Source organism: Elusimicrobia bacterium HGW-Elusimicrobia-1, assembly GCA_002841695.1.
Taxonomy (GTDB): domain Bacteria; phylum Elusimicrobiota; class Endomicrobiia; order PHAN01; family PHAN01; genus PHAN01.
In genome coordinates this window covers 1-21,033 of record PHAN01000021.1, presented here as the reverse complement: position 1 = coordinate 21,033, position 21,033 = coordinate 1, and the positions used below count along the sequence as shown (strand labels likewise).

The following is a 21,033-nucleotide window of genomic DNA, read 5'->3' as shown; positions in this document are numbered from 1 at the left end:
GATGATATTTTTGGACAAATTTTTTTCTAAATTTTTTATGAAGCCGTCTTCCGGCGCGGAACTGAGTTTCGATAAGGTCTCCGACCATCTGCCCGATTCTCTCATTATCATAGACCGGCGGGGCACGGTTACGTCCGTCAATCTGGCGTGCTGTAAGTTGCTGGGATATTCCCGCGAGGAAATATTGGGGCAGTCGGCGAGCATGTTTTTCGTAAAGCACCGTAACGACCCGTTTTGTACGGTGGGAGCGCCTACGCAAAAGGACGACGAGCGGTTTCTGGGCAGGATACTCGACGAACTTGTGCTTTCCGGCTACGTCAATGATCTGGAAGTCGTATTTCTGACCAAAGATTGCCGCCGGATTCCAATGAACTTCAACGGGGTCGTGCTGCGCGACGGTCAAGGGGAAATTACGGGCGTTCTGGGGTTGGCGCGCGATATGCGTCAGATCAAGCAAAACATCCGGAAACTTGATTTGCTCAAAACAATTTCTTTGCTGTCGCTTGAGAATATTTCCGTTGAAAAAGTGCTGGGAAGGGTGGGGGAACTCGTTAAAGATTTTTTGTCCGTGCAAAGGGTCACTTTTTACATCTCCGAAGGCGACACGCTTAAATCCGCTTACGCCTCCGATATGACATCGGGTATTACGCTTGAAAACGGCAAAGGCATAGCGGGTTACGTCGCCCGCACCGGAAAGCCCTACCGCACAAACGACGCGCCGACGGATCCGAACTTTTGTCCGGATGTCGATGCCGCCACGGGATATAAAACCGGCAGGATTCTGGCCGTGCCCGTGATAGAGGCGTCAAAACTTTTCGGAGTCGTGGAGGCGATAAACAAAAATACCGATTTTACCGACGAGGACACGACGGACTTTGAAGAGATAGTCAATCTTGCGAAGTTCGTGGTGTTCGATAAAATCAAGGAAGTCAAACTCGCTCGTTCCGAGGAGAAATATCGCGAGCTTGTGGAGAGTATAAGCGACGTAATATATTCGGTGGACGCATCGGGCGTCATTACCTACGCGAGTTCGGCCGTAAAGTCGCTTTTGGGCTGTTCGCCGTCGGACGTGGTGGGGGAGCATTACACAAAAATGCTGCATCCCGACGATGCGGCCTCAGTCTCGGCCGCATTTGCCGACTGTTTCAACGGCAAACAGTACCCTCTTGAATGCCGCGTGAAGTCCGCCGACGGCAACTACCGGTGGGTAAGAACACTGGGCAAAATCTATCACGTCGACGGCAATCCGGCCGGAATAAGGGCAACGTTGAGCGACATCACCGACCGCAAGACCGCCGAGGACGATCTGAAGAAGCGCGTGACGTACGAAAAAATGCTGGCCGATATATCCGCCGCGGCGGTCGTCAGCGAAAATATCGGAGAATTTCTGGATGGCGCGCTGGCTCTTATATGCAGCACGCTCGGTGTGTGCAGGGGCTATATTTTCGCGCATAATGCGGATACGGATACAATGGACAATACACACGAGTGGTGCGCTCCCGGAATCATGCCGCAAAAAGACACTATGCAAGCCGTTCCGGCGGCGGCAATGCCGCAGTGGATTGGCAAGCTTAAAAAAAAGCAGGTTATCCGGTTCGGCGATAACGATAAATTTTCTTCTGAAAGCGCAAAAAGCATATTGTGCGTGAAGGAAACAAAATCGGCGCTGGTTTTTCCCATATTCGTCCATTCGGAGTATTTCGGTTTTATCGGCTTCGACGAATGTGTCAATATCAGACAATGGCAGCCGTGCGATGTGGATATGCTCGGAACCGCCACCCGGATAATATCATGGGCGTATGAGCGCGCGAGAATGGAGAAGGACAGGGCGCGTCTGTATCTTCAGATGCTGCAGAGCGCAAAGATGGCTTCCGTCGGAGAACTTGCCGCGGGGCTGGCCCACGAAATAGGCAATCCGCTGCAGACGATTCTGGGCAACGCCGAACTTCTGCTGACCGAGGGCAAGAGAGAAGAAAACGAAGCCATAAGAAACGCCGCTCTGCACGCGAAAAAAATCATAGAAGATCTGATGGACTTTTCAAGACAGCGCGAGATGAAGTTTGTCTCGGCCGACATAAACGCGGAGCTGGAAAAAGTGCTTTCTCTTTACGGGAAACAACTGGAATTGAGCGGCATAAAAGTCGAAAAGCGTTTCGGCAAACTTCCCAAGGTTGTATTCTCGTCGTCTCACATGGCGCAGGTGTTTCTCAACATAGTAATGAACGCGCGCAAGGCGATGCCGTCGGGCGGGACGCTTGTTATAAGTACGACGGCGCACCCGTCGAACACGCCGGAAAATATCAAAGTTACTTTCAAAGACAACGGCATAGGCGTGGAACCGGCGGCGCTAAAAAAAATATTCGATCCGTTTTTTACCACTAAAAAAAAGGGTGTGGGTCTGGGACTTTCGATTTCTTACGGTATCGTAAAACAGCATGGCGGAGAGATAACGGCGAATTCCGAAGGTCCCGGAAAAGGCGCCGAATTGGGGGGGGGGGGGGGGGGGGGGGGGGAGTATTATGATTAGATCGCGTGAGGAGAAACGATGAAACCCAAAAAAATATTTGTCGTAGACGACGAAGCGGAAATAGTAAAGTTTATTGAAAAAGTTCTCGTTAAGAACGGTTACGACGCTTCGTCGAGCACCGGCGCCGACCTGGCGCTCGAAAAAATTTTGCGTGAGCCGTATGATGTCATCATTACGGATTTGCGTATGCCCGATATGAGCGGAATGGAACTGTTGGAAAAAATAAAGTCCGCCGGTGTTTCCGCCGAAGTTATAGTTATGACGGCGCACGCCACCATAGATACAGCCGTGGAGTGTTTGCGCAAGGGCGCCGTCGATTATCTTATAAAGCCCTTTGAGACAGGTGAAATGCTGGCCACGCTTGAAAAGGCGGTTGCCATAGGCGAACTGAAGTCGCGGCTCGTTTCCCTGGAGGAAATGGATCGCCTCAAGGACGAGTTTATCTCCACGGTTACGCACGAACTTAAAACTCCTCTTATGGCCATTTCGGGGGCGATAGAACTTTTGGGGATGCAGACACCCGCGGATGGCGACCGGCGTGTCGCGGTCCGTCGGGCATCCGACGGCGACATGAAAAAATTCCTGGGTATTATCGACAGGCAGGCGCGAAAAATGAAATCGCTGGTGGAAGATATTCTGGACTTTGCCCGTATGGAGGCCGGCAGGGCGGATATCAAAAAAACCACGGTTTCGCTGGCCTCGGTTACGGACGAAGTTATCGCTGAAATCCGTCCCATAGCGGAGGCCAAAGGCGTCGAAATAATCCCGCCGGCGGCGGATGCCGTCGCCAGCTTTGATCGCGAGCAGATAAAAAGGGTCGTAACCAATCTTATGACCAACGCCATAAAATACAACCGCCCGGGCGGAAAGGTCACGGTGGCATTGTCGGGGATGTCCGAGGACGAAGTTATTATGAGTGTAACCGACGATGGCATAGGCGTGGCCTCCGAGAATATGGAAAAAATATTCGAACAGTTTTTCAGGGTGGACCAGTCGATGAAGCGCGACGCCGGCGGCTTCGGGCTGGGGCTTTCGATAGCAAAAAAAATAGTGGAACTTCACGGCGGGAAAATCAGCGCCGAATCTGCGGGCCTCGGCCGAGGCACGACGGTGTCGTTTACGCTGCCGGTATAGCCGGTCACAAAACTTACCCCCTCACCTCAATCCTCTCCATCGAGGGGAGAGGAAGCCCGAAGGGCAGGTGAGGGTGAAATAAAAGTATCGTCGGGGACGGCAGGAGGGCAAAAATATTTCAGACCCTGAATTCTCCGACGGGAAAATAGTTTCGAGACGGGCTCTTTGCGGAAAATAATAAAGGAGGTTGAGAGTATGCCGGAGAAAAAAAGCGGTATTTTGGTAGTCGACGACGAGTCCGATATTGTGCTTGTGCTCGGAGAATTCCTGTCGCAAGAAGGTTTCAGGGTTTATACCGCCAACAGGGGCGAGCAGGCGGTGGAAAAGGTCAGGGAGTTTCCCGTCGATCTTGTTCTTCTGGATCTTGCGATGCCGGGGATGGACGGCATAGAAGCGCTTAAGAAAATCAAGGAAATCAAGCCCGGTATTAACGTCATAATGATTACGGCGTACCGCGACGCGGATAAAGTGGTAAACGCGTTTCGCATGGGGGCGTACGACTGTATATTCAAGCCCTTCGACCTTAAATATTTGCGCACGGCGATACTCGCCAAGTTGCTCGAGTGATTGTTCCGCGGAATCTCCGACAGGTGCGACCGATGAGGCATAACCCTTTCATCGTTCTATTGCTGTCGACGGCCATTGCCGCGCTGTCGCCGACTTTTCTGCGCTCTGAGGCATTCGCCGCGTCCACAAAAACATTCTCTACGGATACCGAGTTTTCTTTCTTTCAGAAGGATAACGTGGTGGTCACCGGCTCCGGCGAAGCGGCTTCACTGTCAATGGAAAACAGGTGGACGCAGTTCGTCATATCGGGGCCTTCCGCGCGATATTACGCCGCCGCGGCGGCTCCGCCTGCCGCGGCGGGCGGAGCGGTTTTTTTGCACGGCGGAAGGAATTCCGCCAACCCGTCGGGCCTGAACGATTTTTGGCTCTACGACCCGTCAGAAGTCAAATGGACGCAGCGCAGCGCCGCGGCCTCGCCGTCGGCCAGGTACGCGCATACGGCCGTTGCGGCGGGCGCCGACGCTTTCCTTGTGTTCGGCGGGCTCGACGGAGGATCGTTTCTGGGCGATACGCACCTATACGACGTTGCCGCCAATTCGTGGCAGCGTCTGTTTTTTTCCGTGGAGCCATCTTCCCGGGCGCATTGCGCCTCGGCGTTTGACACGGCAAGAAACAGGGTCTACATTTTCGGCGGACAGTCCGAAGACAACGTCACGCACAGGGACTTGTGGTATTACGATGTCGCCGCGCAGCAATGGAATTACGTTGAGCAGGTTTCAACTCCCACGGCCCGTGCGGCGTCCGCCATGGTCTATGACCCGTCCGCCGACACGCTCATACTTTTTGGCGGGGCGAATTCCGCGGGAGCAAAACTTGACGATACTTGGCACTACTCCTATGGAGCGTCGAGCTGGACGCAAATGCCGCCGCCCGCCGTAAGGCCGGTTTCGCGGCAGTATCACGGATTTGTCTGGGACGGTTTTTTGAATCGCGCGGTTTTGTTCGGCGGACAGATTGACGGCGCGCCGTATGTTTCCGCTGAAATATGGGCTTACAGCGTCCGCGCCAATCAATGGGGGAACGCGGCTCCGCTCGACGCCGCGCCCGCGGCCCGTTACGGAGCCGCAATGGCGTATTGCGGGTATAATTTGATATTCGGCGGCACGGGCCCGGAAGCGCCCGGCAACGATACGTGGAAATACGTGGCGGCCTCGTCGGGCTCGTTTGTCAGCAATGTAATATCCGAGTTCACGCCGACGGGGATAAGATGGCTCACGCTCGACATTTCCCCGCCGCCGGCGCCATCCGGCACCGTGCGCGATTTTCAGATAGCGGCGTCGTCGGACGGCGTCGCCTGGACCGATTTCGCCGGACCGGGCGGCGATCCGGGTCAGTTTTTTGTTTACAACGGCTCTCCCGTGGATATCGACCTCTCATACTGGAGAAACAAACCCAACATAAAAATAAAATGCAGGATGTCGTCCGATAGGCCGCCGGTGTCCCCGTCGGTGGATGAAATAATACTGGTTTACAACCGTCCGCCCTATGCGCCGGTTTCGTCGTATCCCGTATCCGGCAAAAGAGTCGGCTTGACGTCGCCGTATTTCACGTGGAGCCGTCCCGACGACCCCGACGGCGATACCGTCGACGTTTATGAGATGCAAGTGTCTTCGCTGTCCGGGTTTTCGCCGGTGTTTTTTTCGAGCGCGGGCATTGCCGGAGCGGGTTTTAGCGCGGTGACATCCACGCCCGGCGCGGTTCTTGTCGAGGGCGATTGGTATTGGCGGGTCCGCGCTTCCGACGGGCAGCACTATGGATTGTGGTCTACGTCATACGATTTCCGCGTGGACACCACCCCTCCGGCCGCCGTGGCGGATTTCTCGGCGGTGCGGGGCAACGTCAACGGGGCGATATTTCTTTCTCTTCAAGTGTCGGGCGACGATGGCGCGTCGGGAAATCTTGTCGATGCCGCCTGTATGGTCAGATACTCAAGCGCGCCGATAATCACCGAAGACGACTGGAACGCGGCGACCGGCTCAAAGACGGTCGCCATAACGAATATGCCGGCGGGGACATCGCTTAACATCGACATAACCGGTCTCGCCGCCGCCTCGACGTATTACTTCAACGCGCGGCTGCGCGACGGAGCGCGGAACCTCGGCCCGATTTCTGGCGTATCGCCGTCGGCGGCGACAAACCGTCCGCCTCTGGTGGCGCTGAGCGCATCGCCGTCCGGAACCGTCTCGGGCGATGTTTCCGTATCGTGGACGTCGTCGGATCCCGAGAACGACGACTACACGCACAGAATATTCGCCTCGTCCGACGGCGCGTCAAGTTTCGCAACGGAGCTTACCGCCTCGGCGCTGCCTAAATCTTCCACTTATTATATTTTAAGCACCCGCCGTCTGCGGAACGGAGTTTATTCGCTTATGGTTACCGCCGTCGACGAGCCGTTCGGCTCCTCGAGCGCGACCGTGAGCGGCGAGTTTGCGGTAAATAACGCAAATGAGTCGCCGACCGTGACGGTTTCTTCGCCGTCCGCCGGCGCCGTCCTTGCGGGCATCCGCCGGTTTCAATGGAATATAGTCGACGCGAACCTGGCCGACAGACATTCGTCTGAAATAAGAATTTCCTCCGACGGCGGAACGTCGTACGGCCGGGTCTATGCGTCCTCGACGGATTATTTCGACCTCGATACCCGTCTGCTGCCGAACGGCATTTTCTATTCGGCGCGGATAGTAGTTACCGACGACGGCGACCCGCCTTTGTCCGGCTTGTCGCTTCCGCGGTCTTTCGTAATCAATAATTTGAATCTTTCTCCCGGCCATTTCGTTCTGTTGTCCCCCGCCGACAAAAAATACCGCTCCGCGCTTGGATTCTATTTTGAGTGGGCGCCGTCCGTCGATCCAAACCCCGAGGATGCCGTAACATATCGGCTGGAGTATTCGACTTCATCGAATTTTTCCGCGGCCGTCGCCGCCGACGGCCTGGCCGCCTCGCCGCTGCCTGTGTCCGCCTCGGACATCATACCCGATGCCACCTATTACTGGAGGGTGTCGGCGCGGGATCCCTTCGGCGAGACGACGTTTTGCGCCGCCCCCTTCGAGTTTTACGCGCTCAACCGGTTCGGCGCCGCCACCGACGACAACCGGCTTACGGTCCGCGCGCGCAAAGGACTTCCGGCGGAAGCGTTTGTTTTTGTGGCCGGGCGCGACCCGTCGACCGTCGAGGCCGCCATCGCCGCCAACCTTAAAACCATCGGCGACCCGTTTACCAAAGCGCTGGCCGAAGCCGAAATTTACCAAATCGGTTTTTTTGACGCGGATATGAACGAATTGCCGGCGGCGGGAGAAGTCGAATTGGAAGTTACTTACGACTATTCGTCCGCGATGGACGACTCGGGGCATTCTTCGGCCGGCGGAGCGTTTGCCGCTCCGAGAAGGGCGCACCTGAGCGATTCGATTTTGAGCGTGGAAAAAAACGCCAGGATAGCGCTTCTCGACGAAACATCGTCAAAATGGATTTTAGCGCGGGATTTACCGTCGGTGGGCGACGGGCGTTTGCGTTCCGTGCTTTATGGCGTCGGGTATATATCGGTTGTGGCGGCGCTCGCTCCGGCTTACGGGCTGATGGCGCCCGCCAACTATCCCAATCCTTTCGACCCCGTCAAGGAAAAGACGAAAATAATTTACACCCTCAGCGTAGAGACAGACGTAGAGATTAATATTTACACGCTTACGGGGGATCTGGTGACCCGCCGGAGGTATTCCGCCGGCTCGAACGGGGCAATGCGCCAGTCGTCAGGATATGTCAATGAAATATTGTGGGACGGCAAAAACGACGAAGGTATGATTGTCGCGTCGGGAGTTTATATTCTGGAAATTACGGCAGGGGGACAAAATCGCAGAAAAAAACTGGCCGTTATAAAAAGATAAATGTCGGCGATTGCCGCGCAGGGAGGATTTATGTCGAAAATACTTGTGGTCGAGGACGAAAAGGATATTGCCGAAATTATCGAAATGGCTCTGCTGAAATCGGGGCACACCGTAGAGACCGCCGGCGACGGCGTCGACGCGCTCGAAAAACTCTCTTCTTTCGCGCCCGACGTCGTGGTTTTGGATCTGATGCTGCCTAAAATGGACGGCAGAGAATTCGGCGCCCGTCTCAATGAAATGCCGTCGGCCTCGTCGCTTCCGGTAATAGTAATAACCGCCCACGCCAAAATGAAAGAACTTTTGCAGAGCAAGAGCGAGTTTAACGTAGCCGCGTATCTGGAAAAACCGTTCCCGATATCCGTGCTGCTGGAAAAGATATCGGAAGTGACTAAAAAATGAAAAACCCGCGCGCCGCCGTTTTTCTGGCAGCGCTTGCACTATTGACGTGTTCCCGCAAATCCGGGGCCTGGTTCCAGGACAGGGGAACGTCCGGCTACGCGCTTGACAATTTTGAAACTTCGGGACGGACCGCTGCGCAGACGGGCGCAGGCGGCGTAGGTTTTGAATATTTCAATCCGGCCGGATTTTCGTCGCGGTACAGGGAAGAAATTTCCCTGACATTCGCGCCGCTTTTTGAAGGTGTCAATTGTTATAATGCTTCCTACGCGCTGCCTCTTGAAAACCACAGAACACTCTGGGCCGCGGTTTCGGCTGTAAGCGTTGAAGACATAGCCGGCACAAACGAACTTGGCGAGGACACCGGAGCGTTCGGCGCGTCCGAGACGGGTATGTCGGCGGGTTACTCTGCCGCCCTGTTTGAAGGTTTCTACGCCGGCGCCGCGATAAAATATTACGCCAAAAGAATCGCCGACTATTCCGTATCGGCCGGCACGCTTGACGCGGGATTTGTGATACGCAATAAAGATTCCGAAGCGGGCCTGGCCGTCGTAAGCGTTGTCCCGTCGGCGCTGGGCGCCGACGCCGTAAGACCTTCGCTGCGCGGGGGTATCAAACAATATTTTGCTTTTCGCCGCGTCGCCGTCAGCGTCGATTTGCTGTATCAGGGATTGTTTTGGCAATATTCCGCGCTCAAATGGTTTGCCGGCATAGAATGCGAATATCCGCGGGGAATCACGTGGCGCGCCGGCGCCAACAGAAAGTCGGTGTCTGCCGGTTTCGGGCTTGATTTCCGTCGGGCGGCGTTCGATTACGGCATGTTTTATCACCCGCTGGGCATTGTCCACGCCTTTACCGTGACAAGCAGGTTTTCGCTGGAGCCGTCGGCGGCGGAATTGCGCGCGGAAGAGGAATTCCAAAATTTGAGAGCAGCGTCGGCCGCCGCCTCGACCAGGGCGAATCTTGAAAGAAAGTTGCTCGCCGATGAGCGCGCCCGACTGGCCAAAGAAAGAAAGATATCGGCGATTTACTTATCGGCATCGAGGGACTTCGGCGAAAAAAAATACGCCCGCGCCGAAGGCAAACTCTCGGAAATATTAAAAATTGAACCGTCCAACGAAGATGCGAAACGCCTTATGGCCGAGATCAAAGCCATTACGAGCGAGGTTATTATAAAAAGAAAAATACTCGAGATAGAAACGGATTATAAAAACGGCCGGTATGAGAGCGTGGTCGAAAACGCCCTGTGGATAATTGATGTCCGTCCCGACCACGAAAAGGCGCGGGTGTACGCGTATCTTGCCCGCGCCAGGATGTACGTCGCGGAAAAAAAATACAATGACGCCAAGGGCGAACTTTACGAGGCGATAAAAATTCAACCGACCAATTCCGAGGCGCTGGGATTTCTTAAGCGCGTGCAGACGGTTATGGATATGGAGGCAAAATGAAAAATATCAGAGACGGTTTTGCCGTGCGGCTGCGAATGGCTTTTGCCGCGGCGCTGGCGCTGTCGGTCTCGGCTTTGCCGCGGGCAGCCGCGGCGCAGGCAACGGAGGGCGAGACGGAATCCGCGATATATTTTAACGCGGCGACGGAAAAATACATACAGGGGGATCTTGACTCGGCCGCGGTCAACGCGGAAAAAGCCGTATCCTCCGACCCGTCCAACCACAAGCTTTCCGAATTCGCGGCCAGGATATTTTACGAGGCGGCTCAGGAGTCGCATAACGTGCGCGATTACAAAAAAGCTCTGGCTTATCTGGAAAAGGCGCGCGCTTACAATCCGTCGGACGGCAAAATCTCCAATTTGTACGACGTCACAAAAAACATAATGGAACGCGCTTTCGCGGCCGCTCCGGCCAAAACGCGTCCGGCGGCCGCCGCCGCGCCGTCCGCCACAGTCGCGCAAACACCGAAATCGCCGCCTCCTCCCGTTTATGTCGTCGAGCGTGTTGCCGCGCCCGTGTCCGCGGAAGGCCGTTCGCCGGTTGTATACGTCGCCGCGCTATTTGCGGCGGTAGCGGCGTTTTCGCTTGCGGGCAACGCGATATTCTGGCTTGTTTTCGTCAAAAAAATGAAAAAATATTCGTCGCTTTTGTCGGACGCCGGGGAAGATAACGAAAAACTTAAGGCCGCGTCGCAGACGAAGATGATGGAACTGGAAAAAACAAAAGAGGCGTTGAAATACGAGAGGGAAACAGCCGAGCGTGTCGTCGCCGAATTAAAGGAAGAAAAAAATGCCAAGAATAAACGTTACGAAGAACAATTAGGAATGGCGCTGGATATAAGGCAAAAGCAGCTGGAGGAACTCTTCAGGAGCGGCGCGTTTTCACCGTCGAGCAAGCAGACCTCCGTTCTGCACGGACATCGGGCCAAGGTCTTAGAAAAGATAGGCGACGCCACTTATATCGACGAGGATTCTTCGGCGGCTCTTGAAGCCGCCAGGGAGAGAATAGCGGCGCAGGCGAAAGAACTTCACTCGGTATCGGGTTCGGGTTGTATGAGTTTTTTGAGGGAGATGGTTTCAAACGGCAACCCGCTTATACGCTCCAATATAGCCCGGGCGCTTTCCCGCCTGGCATTCCCCGAAACTCTCGATATGCTCATCTCGCTCTGGCGCGATCCTTCGCCGAAAGTCCGCAGGGAGGCGCTGAGAGAGCTTAAAAATATGCGCGACGCCCTGCGCCGCGGCGCCCTGAATATGGACGAAAAATCGTCAGCGCGGCTGACGGGCGCGATAGACGAAGCCGTTGCCGCCGCCGACTGGGTTTTTTAAAATATCGCGGCCATTTGATAGAATCTTTGCCGGAAGCAGAGCAGGCACGCGCAATACGCCCGCCTCCAAAACAAAATCTTTCCGCGGTTAACCGTATAAGGAGAAAATCATGTCTAAAATCCAGTCCGTAAAAGCGTCCGAAATACTCGATTCCAGAGGCAATCCCACCGTCCGCGTGGAAGTATCGTTAAGCGACGGCACCGTGGAGGCCGCGGCCGTGCCTTCCGGAGCGTCTACCGGCGAAAGGGAAGCGCTTGAATTAAGAGACGGCGACAAAAAACGCTATCTCGGCAAGGGAGTTCTTAAAGCCGTTGTCAACGTAAATGAAAAAATCGCTCCGGCCGTCGCCGGGATGAATGTTTTCGACCAGCAGAGTATCGACGGCAAAATGCTCTCCCTCGACGGAACGGACTTTAAGTCGAATCTCGGCGCCAACGCAATTCTGGGTGTGTCTTTGGCCGCGGCCCGCGCCGCCGCCTCGTCGAAAAAAATGCCGCTTTACCTCTACATAAGAGAATCTTACGGAATAAAGCAGGACGCCTTTAAGATACCCGTTCCGATGATGAACATAATCAACGGAGGAGCCCACGCCGACAATAATGTGGACCTTCAGGAGTTTATGGTCGCGCCCGCGGGCCTCCCCAATTTCAGAGAGGCATTGCGCGCCGGCGCCGAGGTGTTTCATAATCTAAAAAGCGTTCTTAAAGCGCGCGGCTACGCCACTTCCGTCGGAGACGAAGGCGGTTTCGCTCCGAATCTGGGTTCCAACGAGGAGGCGCTGGAAGTAATAATAGAGGCGATAAAAAAAGCGGGATACGTCCCCGGCAAGGACATTTTCATAGCGTTGGATCCCGCAGCCAGCGAGTTTTACGAATCCGGAACCTATACGCTCGACGGAGAAAAACAGGACAAGAAAAAATCGTCCGACGCTATGATAGGTTTTTACTCGGACCTCGTGTCCAAATATCCCATAGTATCCATTGAAGACGGACTCTCCGAGCAAGATTGGGACGGCTGGAAAAAACTCACCGACAATCTCGGCTCGAAAATACAGCTTGTCGGCGACGATATTTTTGTGACCAACCCAAAAATATTCGCCGAAGGCATCAAAAAAGGCATCGGCAACTCCATCCTCATAAAACTAAACCAGATAGGCACGCTCACCGAGACGGTGGAGTGCATAAATCTGGCATTCAAGTCGGGCTATACCGCGGTAATCAGCCACCGCTCCGGCGAGACGGAAGACGCGTTCATCGCCGATCTCGCGGTAGCGTTAAACACCGGACAGATAAAAACCGGTTCGGCGTCGCGCACCGACAGAGTATGCAAATATAACCGGCTGCTCGTCATCGAAGAAAAACTGGGCGGCAAGGCATCGTATCCGGGGGTTTCCGCATTCGCGCGTAAAAAATAAAAATGAAGATCCGGCCGTCGACGATACGCAAGGTTGTAATCGCCGCGGCGCTGGTCTATCTGGTGATAAATCCCAACGCGCGCCGGCTCATCCGCCAGGAAATAGGGCGAAGGAAAGTGCTCGGAAAGATTTCCGCGCTCCGGCGGGAAAACACGCGGCTGGCAGCCGAGATAAAACTGCTTGAAACCGACGACGCATACTATTCGGCGTCGGTCCGCAGAGAACTCGGAATGCTTAAGCCCGGCGAAGTCGAGTACAGATTCGCCTCGGACGGCCGCCCGGTCTCCGTAAGAATAAATAAGTCCCGGAAAGAATCCAAAAAATGAGCGCAAACTACGAAGCCGTCATAGGACTTGAAGTCCACTCGCACCTTAAAACCCTAAGCAAGGCCTTCTGCGCGTGCTCGACGGAATTCGACACTCCGCCCAACACCAACATCTGTCCGGTATGCACGGGGCAGCCGGGCGTTCTGCCGGTCTTGAACTCTCCGGCCGTAGAGCTTCTGACGCGCGCGGCGCTGGCTCTGGGCTGTCGCATAAACCGCCGCTCTGTTTTCGCAAGAAAGCATTATTTTTATCCGGACCTTCCGAAAAATTTTCAGATATCGCAGTATGAACTCCCGATCGCCGAGGACGGCGCGCTCGATATATCCGGAGACGCGGCGTCTCCGTCGAAAAAAATCAGGATAAAGAGAATTCACCTTGAAGAAGACGCCGGAAAACTTCTGCACGCGGTGGGTTCGCGCGAACTCGACCACACGCTGGTCGATTATAATAGGGCCGGCATTCCGCTTATGGAGATTGTAACGGAGCCGGATATTTCAAGTCCGCAGGAAGCGTGGCTTTATCTTAACGCGCTTAAGGCCATACTTGAATACACCGGCGTTTCCGATTGCAATATGGAAGAAGGCAAGTTCCGCTGCGACGCCAACGTGTCGGTGCGACCCGTGGGACAAACGGCGCTCGGAGTCAAGACGGAACTTAAAAATATGAACAGCACAAAAGGCGTGCGCGACGCCCTGGAATATGAAATCCTCAGACAGATTGAGGTTGTTTCGTCGGGCGGCAAGATAGTTCAGGAGACGCGCCTGTGGGATCCGGCCGCCCGCCGGTCGCGGCCCATGCGCACCAAGGAAGAGGCCAACGACTACCGGTATTTTCCGGAGCCCGACCTTCCGCCGCTTGAGATTTCAGAAGAGTTTTTGTCGAGGGTGAAAACGCAGGTGGCCGAACTTCCGGCGGCCCGCCTCGGACGTTTTGTTTCCGGCTACGGACTTTCGGATTACGACGCGGGAGTTTTGACTTCCTCTCGGCGCCTTGCGGATTATTTCGAGGCCTCGGCGGCGGCGCTGTCCGTCAAGAAAACCGAAACTTATAAAATTCTCGCCAACTGGATAATTAACGAGATGCTCGGCAGATTCAACGCGGATTCAGAAAAAATACGCGAGCGGTACGATGATTTGATAAGCCCCGCGACTATCGCCGAAATTGTTGGTTTGATATCGACGAACGCCATATCGGGCAAGGCCGCAAAAACCGTTTTCGAGGAAGTTGTCGGCGCTTCGCGCGGCAAGGCGGTGGCCGATATTATAAAAGAGAAAAATCTTTCGCAGCTCACCGACGAGTCCGCCATAAAACGCTATTGCGCCGAGGCCGTCGCCGAGAACGCCAAAGCCGCGGAAGAATATCGCGCGGGCAAGGAACGGGCCATCGGGTCTCTCGTCGGAGCGGTAATGAAAAAGTCGCTCGGACGCGCCAATCCGTCCGCCGTCAACGCGATGCTAAAAGAGTTGTTGAAGTAAATCCCACTGACTATTGCCGAAGCCGCCCGCTCACCGCATATTTTTTCGCGCGTCTTCAAGATAACCCCGCGCCCGCTCGTTGGCGGGTTCAATCTCCGTCACTTTCCCGAAAAACTCCGCGACCCTTTTCCACTCCCCGCGTTTCCAGTAAATCACCGCCGAATTATAGTAGGCCGCGGAATGCCGCGGATTGGCTCTGTAAGCCCGCTCGTAACATTCCAGCGCTTTGCCGTCGGCGCCCATCCTTTCAAATACGACGCCCAGATTGGTCCAGGCCGAGTAATTTTCGGGATTGTGGCGCACGGTCATTTCATAAATTCGTCTGGCTCCGTCTATATCTCCGTCGATAAAAAGTTTATAGGCGATTTGCTCGGACTCTATGGCCGAGTTTACGGCCAGCCACGAAATGTCGGGCCATCTTTTAAGTGAATAATCAAGAATGCCGGCCGCCTTGACGGACGCTCTTTTTTTATCGCCGCCCGACAGCGATTCCGAGGAATCGGCCGCGGCGGTGGCCTCCATAAAAGCGTATATCGGCTGAAGAGCCCGCGAGCGGTGGTCGCCGAAGTCGTCGAAAATATTTCTAAGAGAGTAAAAGGCAAAAAACGTCTCGCGGCGTCCGTCGAGAGAACGCTTAACCGCCGGCGGCGTTCCGTCGCTGGCGCGATACAAAATGCCCGTCTGATGGACGCCGCCGGCGCCCATAACATCTTTGTTGAACGTCGAGAAAAAAACCGGCCGCGTCCGGGCTATGCCGGATTCTGTAAAGCGTCTTCTTATGTCCTTGTCCTCCCGCGACAGCCGCCGGAAGTCGTCTCCGTAAGGCGGCTTGAAAACCACGCCGCCTCTGTCGAACAAAGACACGTCTCCGCGAATTTTTTCGGCGTTGACGAAATACGCGGTAGTGTAAAATGTGTCGTCGCCCCCGTCCATAAAAAGTACGCCGCCCGTCGCCACGCTTTTAAGAACGTTCCGGCCATAGTCGTGCGCCAGAAAATTCAGCCGCCAGTCGAATTCTTTTCTGCGCGCCGCCGCGTTTGAGACGGCCAGAATGAAAAGTCCGGCGGCCGCGACGTATAGCGCCGCGCTTGAGGCGTTAACCGCAGCGGCTCCGGCGACGTCCGAAAGTTTTTTTTCGCGGTTTATTGTTTGCGTAATTTTATTCCGCAATGTTACGGCTCCGCAGGCCAAAAGAAAAACAAGCGGGATATTCCCCATCACATAAAAGCGTTCGAGTATTCCCTCGGATTCCGGATTGAACGGAAGGTTGCCCATAAAGATAAAAAACGGCACGGAAAAAAGATAGAAAATAAGCCAGAAACCGCCCGTCATCGTCGATAATCCGGCGATTTTTCCGGCGGCGACAGCCCACGCGCCGATAGCTATAAGGACGGCTCCCGCCGACGTAAACTCTCTCGATACGCCGGCGACGGCCCGCGCCGCCTGTTTCGCGACGATTTCCGCCGAATATCCGGGCTTGTCTCCCGCGGTGAGTTTGAGCGTGCCGTAATCGGCGCGACGGAGCACGCGTATGAAGTTGTGCGGCGAGGACGGATTGCCGACGTTCAGCGGCGGCCCGGCGGCGGCTCTTATCGGCAGGTAAAAGTTGACGGAAAATCCCAGAAGCGCGAACGCCGCGACGGCCGCAAAGCGTTTGACGACTTCCCGACGCAGCGGATAAAGCAGCCAGGCCGTCGCCGGAAGCAGAAGTACCGCCGTCTGATGGTTGGCCGCCGCCAGGCCGAAGATTAACGCCGCCAGATACAGCAGTCCGAAGGCCTTCGCCCGAAGCGGTTCGATACAGGTCGAATATCGTCGGATGAAAGCAAGAATTGCCCGCGCCATCGCCGCGACAAACAGCGCGTTGAGCGTAAAAACCTCCGTCTGGGCGGCCGAGCGCGCGACAGCAATCGATACGGCGAACAACGCCGCGGCCGCCGTCGCCGTCGGGACGTCGCCGCGCCGTCCGTACGGCGGCAGATTGTCCTTGATGAGGCCGTAGACCATCGCCACTGCCGCCGCGCCCGCCGCTGCGCTCAGGATATTCACCCTGAAAGCGACGCTCCCCCACGGCACCAGCAGAACGGCGATTTTGCCCAAAAGAGAAAAAAGCGGGTACCCCGGCGCGTGAGCTATCCCAAGGACGGCGGATGCGGTGATAAATTCGCCGGCGTCGCCCACCGTTACCGACGGAGCCATGTGTAAAATGTAGAATATAAAGGAAGAAGCGAATATTAAAATATACATAGTCGGCGCTGTGACTATTCTGTGTATTGAGCCATTTAATGTTATCGGCGCGGACTTCCGGCGCGGCCGCCCGTGTTTCATTTTGTACGTCGGTAAGTAATATATATAACTTGACACAAAAAATCAAATAATGTAAAATCAGTCGTATTTTTGAATCATAACCCGCCCGCCGTTTACGGCCGAATAAGCTATGATCTTTGATATTCTTACTCTTTTTCCCGGCTATTTCGAGGGCTTTCTGGCCGACGGCGTAATAGCCAGAGCCGTAAAGCGCGGCAACATAAATATCAATATCGTCAATCTGAGAGATTTTACCCGCGATCGTCACCGTATTACCGACGATAGACCTTTCGGCGGCGGCCCCGGGATGGTGATGAAAGCCGAGCCGATTTATCTGGCTCTGAAAAAATCATTGCCCGCGCGTTTCAGAAAAACCGCCACGGCGCCCCGCATTTCCGACGGTTGTCGCGTAATATTGATGTCGCCCCAGGGGTCAAGATTAGATCACGCCTGCGCCCGCCGCCTGGCGTGTTATAAAAAAGTCGTTCTTATATGCGGGCGCTATGAAGGCGTCGACGAAAGAATAATGGATTTTGTCGACGAAGAAATTTCGCTGGGCGATTTTGTTTTGACCGGCGGAGAAATTCCGGCGATGGCCCTTGCCGACGCCGTTGCCCGTCTGTCGGGCGGAGTGGTCAAAGAAACCGCTTCCGTGGAAAACGACTCTTTTTTTTCGGGGATGCTCGACTGTCCTCATTATACAAGACCGCGCGTGTGGCGCGGCCGTGAAGTTCCGGAAGCCGTATTGAGCGGCGATCACGCGCAAATAGAAAAATGGCGCGGCGGAATGGCTCTTGCCGCCACCCGCAAAAAGCGTCCGGATTTATTAAAAAAACGATAACCGGTTTTTCATCAAGGAGAATATGAATATGACAACTGCAGCCAAAGCAAAACCTGCCGCGGGAACTTTTTCCTACGGCGACCAGATTAAAGTTCATTTCAAAATTAAAGAGGGCGATAGCCACAGAATCCAGGTGTTTGAGGGCGTTGTCATAAGGATAAAGGGCTCGGGCGTTTCCCGCACTTTCACCGTCAGAAAAAATTCTTTCGGCGTCGGCGTGGAGAGGATTTTCCCGATGAAATCCCCGCTTATCAATAAAATCGAACTCGTAAAATCAGGCAAAGTTCGCCGGGCTAAACTGTATTATCTTCGCGACTTGGCCGGAAAATCGGCCAGAATTACCGAGGATAAATTTGCAGCCGCGGGAGCGGCCGAAGGCGCGGCGGCAGAGGAAGCGCCGCTATCTCCCGTCGAGCCGGAAACCGCGAAATCCGAGACGCCCGCCTCCGCCGACGCGGAGAAAAAATAAAACCGGTATCGGCATTCGCCGGATAAATCGGGACAGTATTTTACGGACAGATTTTCGATGTTGTATGCTTTCGACCGCGCGCTTTCGCGCGCGGAGGGTGTCGCGCTTGTGGGGGTCGACGAGGCGGGGCGGGGGCCTCTGGCCGGTCCGGTTGTGGCCGCTGCCGTGGCGCTCGATAACAAACGTTCTATTCGGGGGATAAACGATTCCAAAAAACTTTCGCCGCGCCGCCGCGAGGAGCTTTTCTGCCTCATATCACGGCGCGCTTTGGCTTTTTGCGCGGCTTCATCTTCGCGCGCCTTCGTCGATAGAGAGGGTATTTTGAAGGCCACATTCGCGGCCTGCCGCAAAGCTGTCCGCGGTCTTGAAAAAAAACTGGGACGTCGCGCCGCTCGTCTGATTGTTTTCGACGGAAATCTCGAAATCCCCCGTCTCGGCCGGAATCAAAAAACTTTGATCGGCGGCGACGGAAAATCGGCTTGCGTGGCGGCCGCGTCGATCGTCGCCAAAGTCACCAGAGACAGAATAATGAGACGGCTCGACGCAAAATATCCGGAATATGGTTTTGCCGCGCACAAGGGCTACGGCACGCGGGCGCATATAGCGGCAATAAAAAAACTGGGCGCCTGCCCGCTGCACAGAAAGTCGTTCATCAAGAATATTGTTTAAGTTTCGGGGACGGGGGGAAGTCGATTGACGGGGAAAAATCCTAAAATGTCCGACAACAGCGGCACGCGCGCGGAAAGTGGCGCGCGCGGCGAAGCCGTTGCTGCGGGTTATCTGGAAGGCCTCGGAATGCGTCTAGCCGCCAAAAACTTTCGTACCCGGCATGGCGAGATAGACATCGTCGCTCTCGACGGAGACACGCTTGTATTCGTCGAGGTGAAATATCGCTCGAGTCGCGGCCATGGCGCGCCTCACGAGTTTGTGACACGTTCTAAAATAGAGCGTATAAAAAAGGCCGCATGGTATTTTGTGGAGAGAAACAAACTTTTCGACGCTTATATGCGGTTCGACGTAATAGGCGTTTCGCCCGAAGGCATAGAGCATTTCAAAAACGCTTTTTAATCTCTGCCGGCTGTAAAAGCGTCTGTTCGGTCACAGTTGGACAGCAGAAACGGACTAGCCACTATTCACTATCCACTAATCACTTTCTTTACAAAAGGCAATCGTAATATTTATTTTAAGCAGCGGGGACAAACATACATCGTCGCACGGTCTTTCGGCCTTGGCGCGTATGCGGGTTGCGTATCGCCGGGCCGCGCCGCGCGGCAAGGGGCCCCGCATTGCTTTCAAAAATACTCTCCTGCGCCGTCGAAGGAATCGACGGCTACATCGTTACGGTCGAAGTCGATCTCGCGCCGGGCTTTCCGGTTTACGCCACTGTCGGGCTGCCCGACGCGGCCGTAAGAGAATCAAAAGAGCGCGTGACCGCCGCGCTCAGAAACTCCGGATTTAATTTCCCCGTCAGAAAAATCACCGTCAATCTTGCGCCGGCTTCCATAAAAAAAGAAGGAGCGATATTCGATTTGCCCATAGCGCTGGGCATTCTTGCGGCCGAAGGAGCTTTCGCCGTCGCGTCCGCGCCCGCCTGCCTCGACGACATCGCCGTGATAGGCGAACTCGCGCTCGACGGACGGCTCAGGCCCGTGCGGGGTGTATTGCCTATGGCGCTGGCCCTTAAAAAACGCGGCTCGCGTTATTTTGTCGTGCCGACGGCCAACGCCGCCGAGGCGGCTCTTGTCGAGGACATAAAGATAATAGGCGCCGATTCTCTGCGCGACGCCGCGGAGTTTCTGTCCGGAAAAAAAATCATTGAGCCGACGCTGCGCGAAGCGTTTTCATTGCCCGACAGCGGCGCCGAACATGAAGCCGATTTTTGCGACGTCAAGGGGCAGGGTTACGCCAAACGGGCCGTCGAAGTCGCCGTGGCGGGCGGACATAACATGCTTATGATTGGCCCGCCGGGCTCGGGCAAGACGATGCTCGCCCGTCGCATGGCGACCATACTTCCGCTGCCTTCCTACGACGAGGCGGTGGAGATTACTAAAATTCATTCGGTGTCGGGAGTGTTGTCGAAAACCGGCCTCATCAAGCGACGGCCCTTCCGCTCTCCTCATCATACAGTATCCGACGCGGCCCTTATCGGAGGCGGCACGGTGCCGCGGCCCGGCGAGGTCTCTCTGGCTCATCGCGGAGTGCTTTTTCTCGACGAGCTTCCCGAGTTCGACCGCAACGTGCTGGAATCTCTCAGAGGGCCCCTCGAAGACCGGCGCGTCACCATCGCCCGCGCGAAAAGCACCCTTAGTTTTCCGGCGGCTTTTATGTTTGTGGCGGCCATGAATCCGTGTCCATGCGGAAACTACGGACATCCGGACAAAGAGTGCGTCTGCACGCCGTATCAGATAAGAAAATATTTATCGAAAATTTCAGGGCCGCTATTGGACAGAATAGATATACACGTGGAGGTGCCGGCCATAAAATCATCCGAAATGCTTTCAATCCGCTCCGACGCGGCGCCGTCCGAAATGTCGGCTCAGATAAGGCAAAGGGTTGCCGCCGCCCGCGATGTTCAGCGCAAACGCAACGGCGCCGGCGCGCAGACCAATGCCGCGCTTTCCCCGCGCCTTGTCAAAAAACATTGCAGAATGTCGCCTGAATCCGAGCGTTTGCTTCTTGCCGCCGTCGAGAAACTCGGACTTTCCGCAAGGGGATGCGACAAGGTGGTAAAAGTCGCCCGAACCATCGCCGATCTGGCCGCCTCAGCGGACATTGAGCCGCGTCACGTTGCCGAGGCGGTTTCGTACAGATCTCTTGACAAATTCATAGTTTGACCTGTATAATAACGGCAGTGGTCAGTGAAATAAAAAGAAGTGAATAGTGATTAGTAAAAGCGTCTGTTCGGTCACAGTTGGACAGCAGAAAC

The 21,033-nt window shown here is 55.1% G+C and carries 16 protein-coding genes; 15 read left to right on the top strand and 1 reads right to left on the bottom strand.

Annotation, left to right across the window (positions count from 1 at the left end):
* The first annotated feature begins 1 nt into the window (after window position 1).
* The 10 genes from CVU77_08700 (at window position 2) to CVU77_08655 (ending at window position 14,490) form a co-directional block, all read left to right on the top strand.
* Window positions 2-2,527 (top strand): hypothetical protein, encoded by a 2,526-nt coding sequence (locus CVU77_08700; protein ID PKN00726.1) that lies wholly within the window; start codon window positions 2-4, stop codon window positions 2,525-2,527.
* A gap of 18 nt (window positions 2,528-2,545) precedes the next feature.
* Window positions 2,546-3,661 (top strand): hypothetical protein, encoded by a 1,116-nt coding sequence (locus tag CVU77_08695; protein ID PKN00725.1) that lies wholly within the window; start codon window positions 2,546-2,548, stop codon window positions 3,659-3,661.
* Window positions 3,662-3,856: 195 nt separating this feature from the next.
* The gene (locus CVU77_08690; GenBank protein PKN00724.1) at window positions 3,857-4,228 is read left to right on the top strand and encodes a two-component system response regulator; all 372 of its coding nucleotides are present in this window, start codon (window positions 3,857-3,859) and stop codon (window positions 4,226-4,228) included.
* 32 nt (window positions 4,229-4,260) lie between these two features.
* Window positions 4,261-8,103, top strand: a complete 3,843-nt coding sequence (locus tag CVU77_08685; protein PKN00723.1) for a hypothetical protein — start codon at window positions 4,261-4,263, stop codon at window positions 8,101-8,103.
* Window positions 8,104-8,502 carry a two-component system response regulator gene (locus CVU77_08680; protein PKN00722.1) on the top strand — a complete coding sequence of 133 codons (399 nt, stop codon included), beginning with the start codon at window positions 8,104-8,106 and terminating at the stop codon, window positions 8,500-8,502.
* A complete protein-coding gene (locus CVU77_08675) occupies window positions 8,499-9,947 on the top strand; it encodes a hypothetical protein (GenBank protein PKN00721.1) in 1,449 nt (482 codons plus the stop codon). The genes CVU77_08680 and CVU77_08675 overlap by 4 nt, the downstream gene beginning before the upstream one ends.
* Window positions 9,944-11,275 carry a hypothetical protein gene (locus CVU77_08670; protein PKN00720.1) on the top strand — a complete coding sequence of 444 codons (1,332 nt, stop codon included), beginning with the start codon at window positions 9,944-9,946 and terminating at the stop codon, window positions 11,273-11,275. Before CVU77_08675 ends, CVU77_08670 begins: the two co-directional genes overlap by 4 nt.
* Before the next feature lie 109 nt (window positions 11,276-11,384).
* Window positions 11,385-12,689: a phosphopyruvate hydratase gene (locus CVU77_08665; GenBank protein ID PKN00719.1), complete on the top strand. Its 1,305-nt coding sequence runs from the start codon at window positions 11,385-11,387 to the stop codon at window positions 12,687-12,689.
* A 2-nt stretch (window positions 12,690-12,691) separates the two neighbouring features.
* Complete coding sequence (locus tag CVU77_08660) at window positions 12,692-13,015, top strand: hypothetical protein (protein ID PKN00718.1); 324 nt, start codon at window positions 12,692-12,694, stop codon at window positions 13,013-13,015.
* Window positions 13,012-14,490, top strand: coding sequence for an Asp-tRNA(Asn)/Glu-tRNA(Gln) amidotransferase GatCAB subunit B (locus CVU77_08655; GenBank protein PKN00717.1), 1,479 nt, complete (start codon window positions 13,012-13,014; stop codon window positions 14,488-14,490). Before CVU77_08660 ends, CVU77_08655 begins: the two co-directional genes overlap by 4 nt.
* A gap of 30 nt (window positions 14,491-14,520) precedes the next feature.
* On the opposite strand, the gene CVU77_08650 is transcribed toward CVU77_08655, so the two are convergent.
* On the bottom strand, window positions 14,521-16,818 hold the full coding sequence (locus CVU77_08650; GenBank protein PKN00716.1) for a hypothetical protein: 2,298 nt from the start codon (window positions 16,816-16,818) through the stop codon (window positions 14,521-14,523).
* A 109-nt stretch (window positions 16,819-16,927) separates the two neighbouring features.
* Between CVU77_08650 and CVU77_08645 the strand changes: the two genes are divergently transcribed.
* From CVU77_08645 to CVU77_08625, 5 genes are all read left to right on the top strand, one after another.
* Window positions 16,928-17,638 carry a tRNA (guanosine(37)-N1)-methyltransferase TrmD gene (locus CVU77_08645; protein ID PKN00715.1) on the top strand — a complete coding sequence of 237 codons (711 nt, stop codon included), beginning with the start codon at window positions 16,928-16,930 and terminating at the stop codon, window positions 17,636-17,638.
* A gap of 22 nt (window positions 17,639-17,660) precedes the next feature.
* Window positions 17,661-18,107 (top strand): 50S ribosomal protein L19, encoded by a 447-nt coding sequence (locus CVU77_08640; protein PKN00714.1) that lies wholly within the window; start codon window positions 17,661-17,663, stop codon window positions 18,105-18,107.
* Window positions 18,108-18,164: 57 nt separating this feature from the next.
* Window positions 18,165-18,776, top strand: coding sequence for a ribonuclease HII (locus tag CVU77_08635; GenBank protein PKN00713.1), 612 nt, complete (start codon window positions 18,165-18,167; stop codon window positions 18,774-18,776).
* Between the two features lie 45 nt (window positions 18,777-18,821).
* Window positions 18,822-19,175 (top strand): YraN family protein, encoded by a 354-nt coding sequence (locus CVU77_08630; GenBank protein ID PKN00712.1) that lies wholly within the window; start codon window positions 18,822-18,824, stop codon window positions 19,173-19,175.
* 218 nt (window positions 19,176-19,393) lie between these two features.
* The gene (locus CVU77_08625) at window positions 19,394-20,941 is read left to right on the top strand and encodes an ATP-dependent protease (GenBank protein PKN00711.1); all 1,548 of its coding nucleotides are present in this window, start codon (window positions 19,394-19,396) and stop codon (window positions 20,939-20,941) included.
* The last annotated feature ends 92 nt before the right edge of the window (window positions 20,942-21,033 follow it).

What these genes read in the sequence shown, in the direction of transcription:
- CVU77_08650 (PKN00716.1), bottom strand. Translation starts at nt 16,818, where the DNA reads ATGAAACACGGGCGGCCGCGCCGGAAGTCCGCGCCGATAACATTAAAT.
- CVU77_08635 (PKN00713.1), top strand. Translation starts at nt 18,165, where the DNA reads ATGTTGTATGCTTTCGACCGCGCGCTTTCGCGCGCGGAGGGTGTCGCG.
- CVU77_08680 (PKN00722.1), top strand. Translation starts at nt 8,104, where the DNA reads ATGTCGGCGATTGCCGCGCAGGGAGGATTTATGTCGAAAATACTTGTG.
- CVU77_08690 (PKN00724.1), top strand. Translation starts at nt 3,857, where the DNA reads ATGCCGGAGAAAAAAAGCGGTATTTTGGTAGTCGACGACGAGTCCGAT.
- CVU77_08640 (PKN00714.1), top strand. Translation starts at nt 17,661, where the DNA reads ATGAATATGACAACTGCAGCCAAAGCAAAACCTGCCGCGGGAACTTTT.
- CVU77_08685 (PKN00723.1), top strand. Translation starts at nt 4,261, where the DNA reads ATGAGGCATAACCCTTTCATCGTTCTATTGCTGTCGACGGCCATTGCC.
- CVU77_08670 (PKN00720.1), top strand. Translation starts at nt 9,944, where the DNA reads ATGAAAAATATCAGAGACGGTTTTGCCGTGCGGCTGCGAATGGCTTTT.
- CVU77_08665 (PKN00719.1), top strand. Translation starts at nt 11,385, where the DNA reads ATGTCTAAAATCCAGTCCGTAAAAGCGTCCGAAATACTCGATTCCAGA.
- CVU77_08675 (PKN00721.1), top strand. Translation starts at nt 8,499, where the DNA reads ATGAAAAACCCGCGCGCCGCCGTTTTTCTGGCAGCGCTTGCACTATTG.
- CVU77_08700 (PKN00726.1), top strand. Translation starts at nt 2, where the DNA reads ATGATATTTTTGGACAAATTTTTTTCTAAATTTTTTATGAAGCCGTCT.
- CVU77_08630 (PKN00712.1), top strand. Translation starts at nt 18,822, where the DNA reads ATGTCCGACAACAGCGGCACGCGCGCGGAAAGTGGCGCGCGCGGCGAA.
- CVU77_08660 (PKN00718.1), top strand. Translation starts at nt 12,692, where the DNA reads ATGAAGATCCGGCCGTCGACGATACGCAAGGTTGTAATCGCCGCGGCG.
- CVU77_08695 (PKN00725.1), top strand. Translation starts at nt 2,546, where the DNA reads ATGAAACCCAAAAAAATATTTGTCGTAGACGACGAAGCGGAAATAGTA.
- CVU77_08655 (PKN00717.1), top strand. Translation starts at nt 13,012, where the DNA reads ATGAGCGCAAACTACGAAGCCGTCATAGGACTTGAAGTCCACTCGCAC.
- CVU77_08645 (PKN00715.1), top strand. Translation starts at nt 16,928, where the DNA reads ATGATCTTTGATATTCTTACTCTTTTTCCCGGCTATTTCGAGGGCTTT.